The sequence below is a fragment of the Spiroplasma endosymbiont of Megachile willughbiella genome (genome assembly GCF_964273395.1).
Lineage (GTDB): Bacteria > Bacillota_I > Bacilli_A > Mycoplasmatales > Mycoplasmataceae > Spiroplasma_A > Spiroplasma_A apis.
Genome location: NZ_OZ187005.1, coordinates 430,563 through 447,547 on the forward strand (window position 1 = coordinate 430,563; position 16,985 = coordinate 447,547).

The following is a 16,985-nucleotide window of genomic DNA, read 5'->3' on the forward strand; positions in this document are numbered from 1 at the left end:
TCTAACTCTATTAGTGCTATTACTGTAAGCATTTATTTTTAAACGTCTCTATTAATTACACTTATAAATTTGTTTATTTGTGTGAGACGTTTTTTTTCATCTCGCATTTCAAATAAAATAGTCTAAGGAGGACTTATGGATAAAATCAAAAAAAATGATGATTTTAAAATAAATAAAACAAAGGGTGAGCTTGATGAATCAATTAAGCGCAGAAGTTTCTTTAAATTTGATTATTTAAAGACTACTTTCAAAAAAGAAATAATTGGTGGTTTCAGTACATTTTTAGCAATGCTTTACATTCTTTCTGTAGAACCAGATATATTAAGTAAAGCTAAAAGTGTTGTAGAAGGTGGAGCAAACATGAATGCTGGTGGTATTTTTGTTGCAACAGCCGTGTCTGCATTTATTGCAACTTTAGTAATGGGTTTATTTTCTAATTTACCTGTTGGACTAGCACCAAGTATGGGTTTAAATGCAATGTTTACATTTAACATAGCAAACAACGGTATTGGATATGAAGGTGCTTTGATTGCAACCCTAATATCTTCAATATTATTTACAATTGTATCAATTACAAAATTAAGAGCAATATTAATAAGAAGTATTCCTCACTCATTACACTTAGCAATTGGTGTAGGAATTGGTTTTTTTATAGCATACGTTGGATTAACAAACATTGGTTGATTCAAAACTAGTGGAGGAATTCCTTCAGCAGAATTATCAAATTTTAAATTAAATTACCCAGGTATAATACTAGGAACAGTAATTTTATTTGGATCAGTTTTATTATATTTCAAAAAATTTATTGCACCAGTAGCCGTTATGATGCTTGGTGGATTTATATTAGCTATTATATTAGCAAATACAACAAATGATCAAGCTGTACAAGAATCATTTAAATCTGCTAAATGAGTGGGTTGAAACTATGATGACTTTGATGGAGTTTGATATAACTTGAAAAATACATTTACTCAATTTGGTAATACAAATATATGAAATAAACCTATAATTTATGTATCAATATTTATATTTGTTATATTAAACTTTTTCGATGCAACTGGAACATTAAAAGCTATAAACATCGAATATAATCGTATTACTGGTTTAAATACTGAGTTAACACAAAAATCATTGATTATCGATGCAGGAGCTACAATTGGTGGATCTTTACTTGGTGTCAGCCATATGTCAGCTTATGTAGAAAGTTGTGTTGGTATATCTCAAGGTGCAAAAAGTGGATTTGCAAATATCATAACTTCACTTTGTTTCGCATTAAGCTTAGCATTGTTCCCAATATTTAAAATGATGCCAAGTTGTATAAGTGGTGCAGCTACTGTTTTCATCGGAACTGTAATGATGAAATCAATTATAGACATTGAGTGAAAAAAACCAGAAATTAGTCTTGGTGCTTTCTTGTCAATAATATTTATGATAACAACATACTCAATAGCAAATGGTATAGCACTTGGGTTAATGGGTTATACTATCGGATGTATTGGTACTAAAAAAACCAAAGAAATACACCCTCTATTATGATTCTTGGATGTAGTATTTATTCTATACTTTATTGCCTACGCATTCATTCAATAAATATAAAAATATTAAGGAGAAATATGGAATTTAAACATAATCTAAAATTATTAATTAGTAATAATGAAATACAAGAAAAAATCAAAGTTTTTGCTGAAGAAATAAATGAAAAATATAAGAATGAGACTTTAACTGTTATAACAATTATGAATGGAGCTGTATTCTTTTTTGCAGATCTTGTAAAACTGTTTGAAATGCCTATAAAAATGGATACAATTGTTGTTTCTAGCTATTCAGGTACTAATTCCACTAAGGAATTAAAGTTTCATAAAAAAGTGATAAAACCAATTATTGAAGGCCAACATGTCTTGATAATTGAGGACATCATCGATACTGGAATAACAATGACTGGAGTATATGAATATCTACATGATTTAAATCCAAAAACATTAGACATTGTAGTTTTGGCAACTAAGAAGGAAAATCATCCTGAATTCAAATACCCTTATAAGGCACTATTTGAAGTACCAAATAAATTCATAGTTGGGTATGGTTTTGAAATTGATGATCTTTATCGTCAACTAGATTGTGTTTATACTGTCGAGGATTAAAAAATTAATAATAATAACATTTTAAAAACAAGTTTTTATAAAAAACTTGTTTTTTTTAATTTACCTCATTAATACATATTTTTATTTGTTCTGAAATCGATATTAATAACTTACTAACACATTGTACATATTCCAATGTAACAATAATTTTTTATTTATCTAGTTATTTTTATATTAAAAAAATTATTATTGTCTGGTTATTTTTTGCTTTTTTTGCTTTCTTTATTGTTTTGATTACATTATTGTAAATAAGAGGAATTATATTTTACAAGGCCCTTAAAAAATGTGAGATATTACATTTCAAAGACTATTTTAATAATTTATAATTAAAGTTAAGTATTTCATATTAAGATTGTTTGTATACTTATTTAGTTTTTTTGCAAACTTTTTTACTTTTTCGTTGATAATTTTATCAAATAACACATAAAGTCTTAAATATCTATAAAATATATCACTTTGCAAGTGTTAATTAAAGAAATTTTTATGATTATTTTTGTTTGTATTAATGTATAATAACAAAAAAAGGTGGGTCAAAATGAAAAAAAATTTTAGAATAGCTTTGATGTTATTTTTGCCTTTTTACGTATGTATTGGTTTGTTCAAAAATGAAAGTGTTTTAAATAATAATATTGGTAACCAAGAATTTCAATCAAATTTTAAAAATAGCAAAATTAATTTAAATTTTAATAAACAGACACCAATTTCAGAAGGTGATTATAATAGTTGAAGTGGTTTGAGTGAAAGTGGTCTTACATCAAGAGACGTTAAAGTATACACAAATAACATTGGTGTGAATAACAATGCTCACTTAAAAAATAAATATACATCTTTAACTGCGAGATTTGATGTTAGAATCGGAATTAACGAATATAATGGAAATAGTTACAATTTTTATAATAGTTATTTGAATTTAGAAGTTCTATTAAGTTCAATAAGTAGTGATGCAAATATTTTAAATAATCCTTATAGCAAGAAAAAAACGGAATTAAAGATCAAAGAAGGAAATAATATTGAAATCGGTTTAATCTCATTTGAAAGTTCTGGTACTTTTACTTTTGAAAAGGAAGTAGGAACATATGACAAGTGGGTATTTCTAAACGCTGCTTTTGTCCTTGAGGATAATTTAAACCTAAGAGTTAAATATAATGGAATGTATAGATTTAAAAATGGTTCAACCACTACAAAATATATAAATGTATTTTATAATTTAGTGGAAATTTATATATTATAAAAACGAAAGCGTAAATGGTGAAAGTATGAATAACAGATTATTTCTTTATAATTTGAGACAACCACTTAAAAATAAATGAACTTGAATTTTAAGCACACTATTTGTGGTTTTATCAATAGTAATTGAGCTTGTTTCATTTATAAATTTTTTTAATGATTCTAAAACTATTGCTTCTGGATATTCAACTTTTAATTCATTTTTTTCTGTCAAAAATATTTTTGATTTGATATTTTTAGGCATTTTAATTATTTATTTAACTGTTTTATTATTTTTGATTGATAAAGAAAATGGTAAATTGAGTTTAGAAATTAAAGGTGGCATAAGTTGAAAATTCATATTCTTACAAAGAATATCGACTTTCATAATTTATCTTTTGTCAATACTATCGATATTTATCATACTGGAATCTTTAATTGCTATTTCAATAATTAAAAACTATAAAGATGCAGCCTTAAAAATTTTTAAAACTTTTCCCTTTCTGTTTTTATACTCAATAATTGTATTTTCTATAACATTAGTTTTAATTTTGTTCATAAATAAAAAAATTAGCTTACCTGTAATTTCTTTTTTTATAACCTTATTATCTCTTTCTCCAATAATAGGTATCTCAAATTATGACAAAACAAATAAAATTTATGAAGTGATGGGTAAATATTCTGGATTGAAACGTTATCATAATTACGATACAAATATGAAAAATGATGAAAATTTAAAAAATATTGATAAATCATTTTATAAAATTTATTCAAGTACTAAAACAGATGATGCCACAGCCTTGTTAACGGGTAATTATCATTATCTTGTTGAAAAAACAGATATTTTTAAAGATGAACCAAGTTTAGTTGAGTTAATCAAACATTTTGACAAAATTTTTGAAAACAATATTAGTAGTTTTAAAAAGTATGATTCTCAATCAAACGATCATAAAATCAAACAAAGTTATATCTATAAAATGAATATTTTATTCATGAAATCATCAGAAGTTAATGAAAATTACCTATATAATTTAATAAAAAAAGTGAGTGATTTAAATAAAGAACCGAAGTATGACTTATTTTTGAAAACTTTAGAAGAATTCTCATTAGAGTTTTTAAAATTTTTCGATTCAATTAGTTTTTCTTCAATAGATATTTCCAGAGTTAGACTTGAAAATTTTATTAATGAAAACGAAGACCACCAAAACTCATTTTTGAACGATTCTGAAAATTATTATAAAACTGTAGATCAAATTGATTTTTATTGGTTTTTATCTTTAATTTATTTTGAAATGTACAGTATTGCTAAAACAAATCTTTCTAATTTAGTGTTAGATGATGGCTTTCAAGAAAATCTGTCGGAGCTAAAAAAACAAGCAAATTATAACCCATTTAATCAATTATCTTCTTTACAATTTGGAGATTATAAAGAAGATAATAGTGATGTTTATTACAAAACTTTTGGTAAATCAGTTTACCAAAGTTCATTACCTATAATGATAATACCAAATTCAATCAAATATTATAAAGTTGCAAGTAAACCCGAAAACTCTAATATAAGTTTCGATGATATAGAAGAAGTTGAAGTTACTATCACTAACTATGTAGAAACTTATTTAGTATATTTACTTTTGTTTATTTTATTAATAGCTCCAAGTTATTTAAGTTTTAGAAGATATTTAGTTAGTCAATAAAGTTAGATATTTAAAGGAGGATCTAGAATGAGAGAATTTAGAGATAATATTTCAATAATGAATTTTTTATTTAAGAAAATCATCAAGAACTATAAATTCATTTTGATAATGTTTTTATTATTCATCTCAGTGACTGTAATGCAAATTATAGTTGTTTTAGCAACCTCTAATAATATCAAATACAAAAGTTCTATTTCCGAACTTTCTCAATATGTTGTTTCCATAATTTATTTTAAAACTATAGTATCAAATATTCTTTTTACGATTTTAGGCTTTGTATTTACATATTATTTTATTAAAAAGCATCAAGATCAAGGAATTTTAAGCTTAGAGATTAAGGCTGGAGTAAAACTAAAATATGGAATATTATATAGGCTAATCATTATTTTCACTTATTGTATTAGTACATTATTAATATGCTTATTTTGCGAATATATTTGTACGTTGTTCATAAAAGAAAGTTTCAAGCATATTAGTAGTTTAACATTAAATAAATATAGCTTTTACTTGTTGAATATTATAATTACAGTCAGCTTTACATTTCTTCTATTTAACTTTATAAAAGATTACGTCGTTTACATACTTTTTGGATCATCATTATTGATATTGCCATTAGTCTTATATTTAATGCCGGTCCTGTTAAAATCAAATCAAACATATTTTAATACAATTAAAAACTCTGCTGAAATAAATACAAAAAGCATTATTTTTGATGATCTATATAAACTATCCAATAGTATACTTGAAGATAGTCTTTTGAAAAGTTCATTAAACTTGAAGTTTGATATAGGCTCAACTAAAGATAAAACTGTAAGTCAAGGGAACTTTTTAAATGATAATTACTTAAATAGAATAAAAAGTGAAAATCAGGAGTTTTTTGACTTTATAAGTTACATTCATGATCGGTATAAAACAATATATCCTAATTCATTAATATCGAATTATTCACAGTTAAATGATTTTTATTACAACAAGGTTATAACCATCGAAACATTTGACCCATATTATTTTTTAAATATATTAAAAGACTTCAATAATTATGACGATAACTTACTTTACAAAGATTTTTTTAAAAATCTAGAAATGTTCTCACAAAAGTTCATATTTAATAATACTTTTAACGATAATTTATATATTGATGATAATTTAGCTAAAATAGATATAAATTTATGAGACCACAAAGATTTAAATAAGTACACTTCAGTCCAAGAAATTGCTATGTATTGATTGATTTCAACGTCGTATCAGTCATTAGATAATTTTTCGATAGAACGTGAAAATGGTGTCGATAGTATAGAAATATTGATCGATAATAAAAATAGTAAAATAATAAATAGCATAAAAACACTTTTGTATCTTAATCCAATAGAATTATTTAATCAAATAAGATTAGGAAGTTATTACAACAAAGGATTATATTATCAAAATATTGGGAATTACTTTGATGATAATAATTTCACTCTTGGACGTGAATATTGATCATTAAAAGAAAAAACTATACCGATAATAAATACAGATTATAAAATATTAAATTATGAAGGCAAAAAAAGAGTCATTTTCAATTATGAAGGATTTTACTTTTTCTTATTAATTGTGAGCTTTTTTATAATTTGATTAAACTATTATAAATTGAAATTAACAATAATCAGTTAAGAATAAGGAGATAAATATGATTGAAGTAATTAATTTAAGTAAAAGATTTAAAAAAAATAAAAAACCCGCAATCAAAGACATTAGTTTCAAAATAAACAAAAATGACATATGTTTATTTTGTGGACCTAATGGTGCAGGTAAAACCACAACTATTAAATCAATTTTCCAGGAACTAAAATATGATAGTGGAGAAATAAAAACAAACCAAAATAAACTAACTAGTAAAGATCTAAATAAGTTTGCTTTTTTCCCTGATAGCAACAATATCCCTTTAACTTTAACTGTAAAGGAATATATTGAGTACGTTGGTATAATTTATAAAGTAGACAAAAAAACATTGGCAGAAAAGTTAGAATCATTAAAAGAATCCTTCAATTTAGAGGAGCATTTTAACAAAAAATTAAAAGAATTATCCGCTGGTTGAAAAAAAAGAGCTATTTTTGCAGCAATTTTAGTGAATGAACCAGAATATATATTCATGGATGAACCTACAGCTAATTTAGATATCGCTTCTCAAGATTATTTTGTGAAATTAGTCAAAGAATTGAACGAAAAAGGAGTAACTTTTTTTATTACAACACATCAAATAGAAGATTTTGCTAAAATAACTAATCATTTGATATTGATAAATAAAGGTGAAGTTTTACTAGATAAATATGTAGATGGTGAAAAAGAAAATTTGAAAGAATTGTATTTGAAGTATATTAATGAAAACGAGAAAAACCCTAACTTATATGAAAAAATATATAAAAATAATAAAAAATAAAGCTTCTTCTTATTACTTAGACTGAAGTACTAAATATTTTGTATTTAAGACCCTAGAATTTTGAAGTTTATAATATCAATCTTTAATGACTTTTTTCATTCTATTAAATTTGCATTTTAATAATATATGGTTTACCACATATTTAGGACATTTATAAAATTAGTTTTAATATGATATAATTCATTTGTAAATAAATATCAAATTTATTTATCGAAATAGAAAGAGGGAATAAATATGAAGAAATTAATTATGTTAGGAGCGTTTGCTTTAACCGCTTCTTCAAGTACTTTAGCAGTATCATGTAGTGAAAATATACCAGAATTTTCAACAACTAAAAGATTAGGATTTTTAGATAAAACTGAATTTACATCAAAAACTGATAAAATAACTATTTTTATCATTTTGCCAGAAGATTTAAGCTCAAAATATGCATTTGAATCTTATTTCAATAATGCAGATAATACTCAAATAGATAAAACTTTAAAAGTATCAGAATTGAAACAAAATGCTGATAACAAAAGAATTTACCATGGTGAAATAACATTTAATGCGGAAGCAGAGTACCCAACAAAAGAAAAAGTTGTAAAACTTAATATTGGATTTAAAGATGTTATCACACAAAGAATTTTCGCTGATAAAGAAATAACAATCAAACCAGAAACAAGCAAAGTTGATTAATAATTAAAAATCGAAGTTTTAAAGTTAAGTAATTTTTTAAAGATACAAACTATATAGCTAATCTAATTAGTTAATTTGTATCAAAAATATGCACAAAAACGCTAAATTATTTTAATATTTTAGAAATTTTGATTTATAATTAAATTGTCAGATTCAAAAAGGAGGGGAAGACGTAAGTCTTCTTTTCTATTTCTTGGGTGATATAATGACGAAATATATATAAATAATATATTAGGAGGATTAAAATACCATGATTGATGGTGCGAAATTATTAGAAGCAATTTATACAATTGCAAAAGAAAAAAAAATCGAAAAAGATTTAGTATTTGAAGGAATTAGAGAAGGTTTTCAAAAAGCTTATGAAAAATACTTTGATCCAGAAGCTATCGTGCGAGTTGATATTGATGAAGTAACTGGACAAATTAAAGTTTTTAAAGAATTGACTGTTGTTCAACAAATTGAAGATGAGTGATTAGAAATAGGAATAAACGCTGCTAAAGAAAAATATGGTGATGATGTAACTATTGGTCAAAATATTTATGAACCAGTTTTATTCAATAAAGATTTTTCTAAACTTGCAGTTGCTCAAGTAGGTCAAATAATAAAACAAAAAATACGTGAAGGTGAAAAAAATAAAATATATGAAGAATTTTTACCTAAAAATCATGAGATTGTTGGGGGGTTTGTAAAAGATGTTACAGAAACCAACTACTTGATAGACGTTGATGGTTCAATTATTCCTATTTGAAATAAAAAAATGATTCCTGGGGAAGATTTCGATGAAGGTGATAGAATTTGCTTCTATATTGAGGAAGTATCTAAGGATAATAAACATTCTCAAATACAAGCTTCAAGAATCCACCCTGAATTCTTATCTAAATTAATTGAAACATATGTACCTGAAATTGCTGAAGGTATTATTGAGGTTAAATCAGTAGCTAGAGAACCTGGAAAACGTTCTAAATTAGCTGTTTATTCATATGAAGAAGGTGTTGACCCAATAGGTGCTTGTGTTGGTGCTGCTGGAAGTAGAATTAAAGACGTTTCAAAAGAGCTAAATGGAGAAAAGATTGACATTATTCTTTGAAATGAGGATCGCAAGACCTTCGTTATGAATTCTTTGGCACCAGTTAAAGTGATTAGTATCGAGATTGATGAAGAAGAAAATGAATGCTTTATCGTGGTACCTAATGAGCAATTATCATTAGCTATTGGTAAAAAAGGTATGGCAGCTAGATTGGTTGCAAACCTTGTAAACATGAAAATCAATATTTTTTCATTAGATAACGCAAAAGAAAAAGGTATGGAAATTCACTGAAATGGAAATATTACAGAAGATGAATTATCAAACCCTGATTTTTTAAATAAGGTAAATAAAAAAAGGGAAAGAACACCATACAAACCTAAATACAATGATAATAAGTTCCAAGATGATCTTGAAGATGAACTACTTTTCGAAAGCAACGCTTCGATAGATGAAATTCAATCTAATATTGCTGCTTTTGAAGATTTGGAAGATAGCAATGTCGATGATTTAACAATCGATCCTGATGAATATGATAATTACTACGAAGGGTAAGAATAATATGCAAAATAAACATATTAGTTTGAGAAAAGACGTTGCATCTAATAAAATGTATCCGAAATTAGAATTAATTAGAATTGTTAAAAATAAAGAAGGTAAAATTTTTATAGATAATACAAGAAAAGCAAATGGTAGAGGAATCTATATTAGACCAACAATAGCTTCAGTAGAAAAAATTAAAAAAACAAAAATTCTTGAAAAAGGTTTAAAAACTAAAGTTGAAGATGAAATATATAATCTATTAATTGAAGAAATTAAAAACAATTGAGATTAATGAAAAGCTTACTTAATTGCTTAGGTATGGCATCTTCTGCAAATAAACTGGTTTATGGTGAACAATTATTCAAAAAAATACAACAAAGAAAAATTAAATTAGTATTAACAACTTCGGATATGGGTAAAAGTCAATTAAAAAAAATAAATGACAAGTGCAGTTTCTATGATACTGAAATCATAAATGGATTATTCGACTCAGATGAACTAAATAAGTCAGTTGGAAGAAAAAATGTGAAAGCTGTTGGTTTAGAAGACATCAATTTTATTAAACTTATCAAAAAAAATATATAAGCAAGGAGATGATTTTATGGCAAAAAATGAAAAAAATCAAAAAAATAAACAAATAGCCAAAAATAAGTCTAAAGCTCATACCGCTAACTTAAAGAACAAGTTAAAAGAAACCAAACAAACCGGTTTAATTGATGGTGTTTTTGTATATACAGAACCACTTTCAATTGCAGACTTTGCAAGTAAAATAAACAAAGGTGCAGCCGAAATTGTTAAGTGATTTTTCACTAACGGGAGTATGGTCACACAAAATCAAATGTTAACAGAAGAGCAAATGGGAGAGTTGTGTCTAGAGTTTGGATACGATTTCAAGAAAGAAACAGCAGTCACAAAAGAAAATATTTTTGAGACATTTGATGTAAAAGATGACCCAAAAGATTTAAAAAACAAACCACCAGTTGTGACAATAATGGGTCATGTCGATCACGGTAAAACTACATTATTAGACTCAATAAGAAATGCCAATGTAACACAAGGTGAGTTCGGTGGAATCACACAACATATTGGTGCTTACCAAGTTACATTAAAAAATAACAAAATTACATTTATCGACACTCCAGGTCATGAAGCTTTTACAGAAATGAGAGCAAGAGGAAGTGAAGTTACTGACATTGTAATATTAGTTGTAGCTGCAGATGATGGTATTATGCCCCAAACTGAAGAAGCAATTGATCATGCTAAAGCAGCAGAAGTTCCAATTATAGTGTTTATAAACAAAATAGATAAACCAGATTCTGACCCTAATAAGGTTAAGGTTGAATTGATGAAATATGGTATTGTGGCTGAGGAATTCGGTGGAGAAGTACCGTTCATAGAAGGTTCTGCAAAAAACAAAATAGGTTTAGATTCTTTACTTGAAACGATATTATTAATTGCCGAACTTAAAGATTTAAAAGCTAATCCTAATAAGTATGCAAAAGGAACAGTTATCGAAGCTCATTTAGACAAATCAAGAGGACCTGTTGCAACAATTTTAGTTCAACAAGGAACTTTGAATTTGAGAGATATAATGATAGCAGGGGGAACTTTTGGTGCAATTAAAGATATAGAAAATGAAAATAAAAGCAAAATAAAGCTAGCATTACCTGGTCAACCAGCTTTGATAATTGGATTAAACGATGTACCAAGAGCTGGAGACAAGTTCATGGTAGTTTCTGATGAAAAAATGGCAAGAACTATTGCCCAAGCTCAAGCAGAAAAACAAGCTTCAGAAGCTAGACAAAAAAATCAAAGTTTTACATTAGACTCTATTAAAAATCAAATTGAATCTGGTGAGCTAAAATCTATTAATATCATTTTAAAAGCAGACACGCAAGGTACTGTTGAAGCCGTAAGGAATTCAATGCTTAAAATCAGTATTGAAGGAGTAAAAGTCAATGTAATTCGTGCAACTGTTGGTGCTATATCTGTAAGTGATGTTACCTTAGCACTAGCTTCTAATGCGCTTATTTATGGTTTTAATGTTAGGCCTAATGCTCAAGTTAGACAAAAAGCCGAAGAAGATGGTGTAGATATCAGGTTGCATAATATTATTTACAAATTAATCGAAGAAATTGCAGAAGCAGCCACTGGTATGTTAGACCCAGTTTTTGAAGAAAAATCACTAGGTGAGGCTGAAGTTCGACAACTATTTAGACACTCACAAGTAGGGACTATTGCTGGTTGTAGAATTGTTTCTGGTTCTGTTCCAAGAGCGTCGAAAGTACACGTATTAAGAAATGGTATAGTTATTTATTCAGGTGAATTATCTTCACTTAAAATAAAAAAAGACGATATCAAAGAGGCTCGTGAGGGGCAAGAATGTGGAATAACTATCAAAAACTTTAATGATTTGAAAGAAAATGATATCATTGAAGCATACAAGGTAGAAGAGGTGAAATAGTATGGCAAAAGATATTAAACTAGAAAGAACACAATCTACAATCCTAAGAGAATTAAATTTGATCTTACAAAGAGAGTTTCCAGATAGTGAATATGTAAAAACTCTATCAATTCACGAAGTTAGATTATCTAGTGATATGAGTCACGCAAAGATTTTTTACTCATTTTTAGATATAAATGCAGATAAAGAAGAAGTTCAAGAAGAAATCAATGATTATCTTAAAGAAATCAGAATGATTCTGGCAAGTAAAGTTGAAATGAAATCAGTTCCTGAACTAGTTTTTGAATACGATAAATCTTTGGAAAATGCTAACAAAATTGAAGAAATTTTGAAGGACATAAAATAATAACGATAACATATTTGTTTTAAAAAAAATCTAACCATAAATTAAATCGTAATGATTAATTTCCAGTTAGATTTTTTTGTTTATAATCGTTTGTTTAAATATAAATTTATGTTTTAAACTTTGATACAATGAACTGAATTCTATTAGTTGTGAGTGTGAATAATATAATAGCAAATAAGTCAAAAACCATTAAGCTAATTCATGTATTAACAAAGACGAACATTCCATATAATGTATCTTGTTCAATGGCTGCTCTACCCAAAGAAAGCAAAGCAGAAAAGAATGGTTGAACAAATAAAATTATTGTTCCAGCACAAACTGAACACATAACTTTATATATTCGACTTTCAACATAATATATTCTAAAAATTTTATCAAATAACAATCAAAACATTAGGACCCAAATCATTAGACCTAATGATGATGTAAACCTAAATAAAGGGCTTAATCCCCAAATTAAAAATTGTAATAATCCATCTAACAAACCTGTTATCATACCCCAGTATACGCCAACTACTTGAAAGCTTATAGCTATCACAAAATATTTTAATACAAATCCCAAATTTATAGTTGTTAATGGGACAGGTATAATTACATTGATTAAGCTAACAGCTGTAGAAATACTTAGTAACAAACTGACAAGGGCTATATTAAGTGTTTCACTCTTAACTCTTGCTCGTTTATTTAATTTAGAAAGTTTGCTGATTTCATAATCTAAGTCGATATTATCTAAATCATAACTTATCTTATCTTGAACAGTTACTTTTTGATTATCAACCTCTTGATTAATGTCATCAGTATTTTTCATTTTAATCTCCATTCTAATTAAATTTATTAAATAGAATTCAATTCATTTATTCACCTCGATAATTATTATATAATAATCTAAATAGGAGATAACAAAATGCATAGTTTTTTTTTGGAAGAAAAATTTGGGGATAAGTTTGTTATCAAAGGTGACGATCTACATCATCTTAGAAATGTCGTAAAATTAAAGACAGGGGAAGAAATTTATTGTATTTTTGAGGAAAAAAAGTATTTATGTGAAATATTTAATGTAACTCAAGATGAATGTACAGCAATTATAAAAAAACAACTTTCTGCCCAAAAATCATTAATGACCACTAACTTAATTGTTGGAGTAATTAGAGAACAAAAATGAGATTTAATCTTACAAAAAGCAACTGAGTTAGGGATTGATAATATTTATCCTGTTATTTTTTCAAGAAATGTTGTTAACATAGATCCAAAAAAAGAAGAAGGTAAATTATCTCGCTGACAAAATATATGTGTTGAAGCTGCAAAACAATCTAAAAGATTAACTATTCCTAAAATACATTCGATAATAAGAGATATCAATAAGATCAATAATATCAACTCTGATCTAAAACTTGTTGCTTGAGAGCAAGAGAATGAAAAGAGTTTTAAACATTTTCTAAAAACTAATTGAGAAACTATCAACATAATTATTGGACCAGAGGGCGGAATTAGTGAAAATGAAATATCAAAACTACAACAAATGAATTATAAGACAGTATCGCTCGGTGATAATATTCTAAGAGCGGAAACTGCCGCTATTTATGCGCTTAGTGCGATTGTTTATGAAAAGAATGATTAATTAAGTATTGAGAAGAGGTAAACTATGTTTGAGAAAAAACAAAGTCTTTCTGTTACAACGGATATAAAATTGATAAACAAACAGTTAAAGACAGTTTCTTTACCTAATGAACTAAAAAGGTTTATCGATAAAAATATCAGGTTCATTCAAAATGAGCTTAAGAAATATGTAAGAATAAAAAAACATGGTAGTTATGCTATCAAGAATGTTTTTAATTTTGACAATCCTTTCAAAGTCGACTTGTTAGCTATAAAATATGTAAGCAAGAAAAATTATTTTGTTTATGAAAATGAAATAAAAACAAAAGATCATTTTTTTGATTGTGAAATTTGTAAAGTTAACGAAATTGTACTTAAGACACTAAGAGATAAATATCGCATTAATGATAATATAAATGTTGGCTATTTTATTAAAAAATATCCGGCTAAATACATCAAAAACGAATTTATTTATCATACAGATTCAGTTAAAATTGATTTTATTAAAGAAAATAAAATAGTTTTTTCGATAATTATACGTGGTGCTCTTACTCACAATGAATATCCTTTAATTATTTGTAGTAGAAATCAGTATTCAAAATCTTTTTCACTAAACTTTGTTAAAACTTATAAAATACTTAACAAGTTAACCCTAAGAAAACTTGAAATATTATTCTTTTATATAAGGTTAAACTTTCGAGAAAAATATACTGCCAAACAACGTTGATTTATAAAACTAAAAATAATGGAAGATTTGCAATGAAATCTGATTAATAATAATTATTTTAAGGAATGATTAGCATATGCTTTCTATCAACTTTTTCCTAAAAATAAAATTTTAGATGAGTTATTTGAGACTAAGAATATATATTATAAGAAAAGTAAACCTTTTGATAAGTTATATTCGTTAGTAAAACTCAAAAATTTAAAATGAGTATATAATAATAGTTATTCTAGTACAAAAAGTTTTTTGGAAAAATATATGAAAATGGCTGAAACCTTTTTTGAAGATGGTAACGAAAAAAACGATATTTTATTCTGATATGATACAACACCATATTTAAAAAATACAACTGGAAATTCTAATATAACTATGAAAAAAAGAAAAAAATTATATGATGATTTAGAGATACGTATAGTTACCAAAAACGTTTATCCATCAGATAATAATATTGGTTTATTTCTTGTTTTTATAAGTTTTTATAAATACGATATAAATTTAGGAGAGATTTTTAATGTCTAAACCAAATCTATGTGCCCAATGAAAGATAGCTATAAATAAAAATTTATCCTTAAATAAAGAGTTAATCAATTACATTAAGGAAAGTTATTTTGAGATTAAAGCTACTACGGATAATTCAGATTATCACTTTGAAAAGTTAGGTGACTTTCGTTATAACTCTTATATTTTAAATGATGATGTAATAGATTTAGATCTTGCTTTGATAAAATACATAACTTATAACTCTTTTGATATGAAAAAAGCTCATGATGAAGTATTAGATTTCTTTAAAAAGCTTCCTCATAAGTTTTCTATCAAAAGAAACGATAACTATATAGTTATCTCAACTCAGTTTAAAAATATAAAAATATATTTTAGAATAATTCTGATGATTAGAAATCACGATTCTAAAAATTATTTTGATTACGCAAATCGAAATGGGAACATAGAAAAAGATTATTGTTCAAAATTAACAAATGATTTTATTAAAGCTAATAATATTAGTAACGGAGTCTTGTTTAAATTCAAAAAACTATTAAATTTTATTCTTGGTGGACAATTTAAGTACACCTATAATATCGATTATGCAATTATCACTTGATTTTATGAATATTTATGTAGAACAATAAATACTTATGTAGAGAGTAAAACTGCAAGGGAAGGGTCTAGTTTTAATATTGATCAATTTATGAATAGAAAGAATTTAAAAAAATGATTTGCTAAAGAGATAAAAATCAATAATTTATTCTATTTTATACTTATAAAGTTTCAAGATACCAATACTTATTACTTCAATAGTTTAGAGTTTGAAGATTACGAAATCTTTCAAGGTGTTTCAAGGTATTCTCTAAATACAAAAACCTCATTTAGACAACCAATCACATATTTTGACGGTTTTAGAATTTTTGACTTGGAAAATTATGATGATCTTAATGATATATCATCAAAATACTCTAATAGTGATGGATATTCAAAAGTTTCTTGGGACAAGGCTAAAAGTGATGGTAAAAGATACTTTGTAAGCCCAAAAATTATTACAGGATTTTCTAATTATGCAATGTTTAAAAAATGATTCACAAAATTAGGAGCTTCTTTATATACTAAGTTATCAGATGATTTGAAAAAAGACATTAGAACTAAATATCAAAGAGAAGCTATGGAAGATCTTAATATAATTGCTCATAATTGATTAACAAGTTATCAAAACAAAATAAGTTATTTAATACCTTATTTTGATAAAAAATATCCATTCAACTCGCAAGCTAATTTTGACATAACTATAAAGGCAATTCTTACAATACTAGAAAAAATCAACCCAGAAGATTGGATTATTGAAAATGATAATTAAGAAAAAACAACCTAATCAAAGGTTGTTCTATTTATCATATGCATAAATAACTTCTTCAACCAAAGTCTTACTATATTTTTTTGAATAAACACAAATTTTTTTTTGAAGCCAAAATGATAATCATATTAATTATTTAATGATTAACCGTGAATAAGAAAGTTATTCCGCAGCATTCATTTGTTTTTTAAATGTACACAGATATAATCAAGCAAATAGCACTTTCAATTTTAAATAAGCAATTTATAACTGGAATTATTGAAATTTGCAGTTATGTAGTATAAATATTTTTTATATACTATTTGAG

The 16,985-nt window shown here is 25.9% G+C and carries 16 protein-coding genes; 15 read left to right on the forward strand and 1 reads right to left on the reverse strand.

The window, feature by feature from the left end; all coding sequences use genetic code 4:
- The first annotated feature begins 135 nt into the window (after positions 1-135).
- The 12 genes from ACI2WZ_RS01920 (at position 136) to rbfA (ending at position 12,515) form a co-directional block, all read left to right on the forward strand.
- The gene (locus ACI2WZ_RS01920) at positions 136-1,590 is read left to right on the forward strand and encodes an NCS2 family permease (protein WP_500245080.1); all 1,455 of its coding nucleotides are present in this window, start codon (positions 136-138) and stop codon (positions 1,588-1,590) included.
- A 23-nt stretch (positions 1,591-1,613) separates the two neighbouring features.
- Entirely contained in the window at positions 1,614-2,141 is a 528-nt protein-coding gene (locus tag ACI2WZ_RS01925; protein ID WP_500245081.1) for a phosphoribosyltransferase, read from the forward strand.
- Between the two features lie 535 nt (positions 2,142-2,676).
- A complete protein-coding gene (locus tag ACI2WZ_RS01930) occupies positions 2,677-3,372 on the forward strand; it encodes a hypothetical protein (protein WP_500245082.1) in 696 nt (231 codons plus the stop codon).
- 25 nt (positions 3,373-3,397) lie between these two features.
- Positions 3,398-5,041 (forward strand): ABC transporter permease, encoded by a 1,644-nt coding sequence (locus ACI2WZ_RS01935; RefSeq protein ID WP_500245083.1) that lies wholly within the window; start codon positions 3,398-3,400, stop codon positions 5,039-5,041.
- Between the two features lie 27 nt (positions 5,042-5,068).
- On the forward strand, positions 5,069-6,694 hold the full coding sequence (locus tag ACI2WZ_RS01940) for a hypothetical protein (protein WP_500245084.1): 1,626 nt from the start codon (positions 5,069-5,071) through the stop codon (positions 6,692-6,694).
- 16 nt (positions 6,695-6,710) lie between these two features.
- Positions 6,711-7,460, forward strand: coding sequence for an ABC transporter ATP-binding protein (locus tag ACI2WZ_RS01945; protein ID WP_500245085.1), 750 nt, complete (start codon positions 6,711-6,713; stop codon positions 7,458-7,460).
- A 234-nt stretch (positions 7,461-7,694) separates the two neighbouring features.
- Positions 7,695-8,138 (forward strand): lipoprotein, encoded by a 444-nt coding sequence (locus ACI2WZ_RS01950; RefSeq protein WP_500245086.1) that lies wholly within the window; start codon positions 7,695-7,697, stop codon positions 8,136-8,138.
- A 250-nt stretch (positions 8,139-8,388) separates the two neighbouring features.
- The gene (nusA, locus tag ACI2WZ_RS01955) at positions 8,389-9,717 is read left to right on the forward strand and encodes a transcription termination factor NusA (RefSeq protein ID WP_500245087.1); all 1,329 of its coding nucleotides are present in this window, start codon (positions 8,389-8,391) and stop codon (positions 9,715-9,717) included.
- A 7-nt stretch (positions 9,718-9,724) separates the two neighbouring features.
- The gene (gene rnpM, locus ACI2WZ_RS01960) at positions 9,725-9,997 is read left to right on the forward strand and encodes an RNase P modulator RnpM (protein ID WP_500245088.1); all 273 of its coding nucleotides are present in this window, start codon (positions 9,725-9,727) and stop codon (positions 9,995-9,997) included.
- On the forward strand, positions 9,997-10,290 hold the full coding sequence (locus tag ACI2WZ_RS01965; protein WP_500245089.1) for a L7Ae/L30e/S12e/Gadd45 family ribosomal protein: 294 nt from the start codon (positions 9,997-9,999) through the stop codon (positions 10,288-10,290). Before rnpM ends, ACI2WZ_RS01965 begins: the two co-directional genes overlap by 1 nt.
- Before the next feature lie 16 nt (positions 10,291-10,306).
- The gene (gene infB, locus ACI2WZ_RS01970) at positions 10,307-12,169 is read left to right on the forward strand and encodes a translation initiation factor IF-2 (RefSeq protein WP_023789171.1); all 1,863 of its coding nucleotides are present in this window, start codon (positions 10,307-10,309) and stop codon (positions 12,167-12,169) included.
- Between the two features lies 1 nt (position 12,170).
- Positions 12,171-12,515: a 30S ribosome-binding factor RbfA gene (gene rbfA, locus ACI2WZ_RS01975; RefSeq protein ID WP_023789172.1), complete on the forward strand. Its 345-nt coding sequence runs from the start codon at positions 12,171-12,173 to the stop codon at positions 12,513-12,515.
- A 106-nt stretch (positions 12,516-12,621) separates the two neighbouring features.
- Here the strand turns inward: rbfA and ACI2WZ_RS01980 are convergent, their stop codons facing one another.
- On the reverse strand, positions 12,622-13,323 hold the full coding sequence (locus tag ACI2WZ_RS01980) for a hypothetical protein (RefSeq protein WP_500245090.1): 702 nt from the start codon (positions 13,321-13,323) through the stop codon (positions 12,622-12,624).
- 96 nt (positions 13,324-13,419) lie between these two features.
- Between ACI2WZ_RS01980 and ACI2WZ_RS01985 the strand changes: the two genes are divergently transcribed.
- From ACI2WZ_RS01985 to ACI2WZ_RS01995, 3 genes are read left to right on the forward strand one after another with little or no spacing between them, the layout of a single operon-like run.
- Positions 13,420-14,133: an RsmE family RNA methyltransferase gene (locus ACI2WZ_RS01985; protein ID WP_500245091.1), complete on the forward strand. Its 714-nt coding sequence runs from the start codon at positions 13,420-13,422 to the stop codon at positions 14,131-14,133.
- A 24-nt stretch (positions 14,134-14,157) separates the two neighbouring features.
- The gene (locus tag ACI2WZ_RS01990) at positions 14,158-15,354 is read left to right on the forward strand and encodes a hypothetical protein (protein WP_500245092.1); all 1,197 of its coding nucleotides are present in this window, start codon (positions 14,158-14,160) and stop codon (positions 15,352-15,354) included.
- Entirely contained in the window at positions 15,347-16,681 is a 1,335-nt protein-coding gene (locus ACI2WZ_RS01995; RefSeq protein WP_500245093.1) for a hypothetical protein, read from the forward strand. The genes ACI2WZ_RS01990 and ACI2WZ_RS01995 overlap by 8 nt, the downstream gene beginning before the upstream one ends.
- The last annotated feature ends 304 nt before the right edge of the window (positions 16,682-16,985 follow it).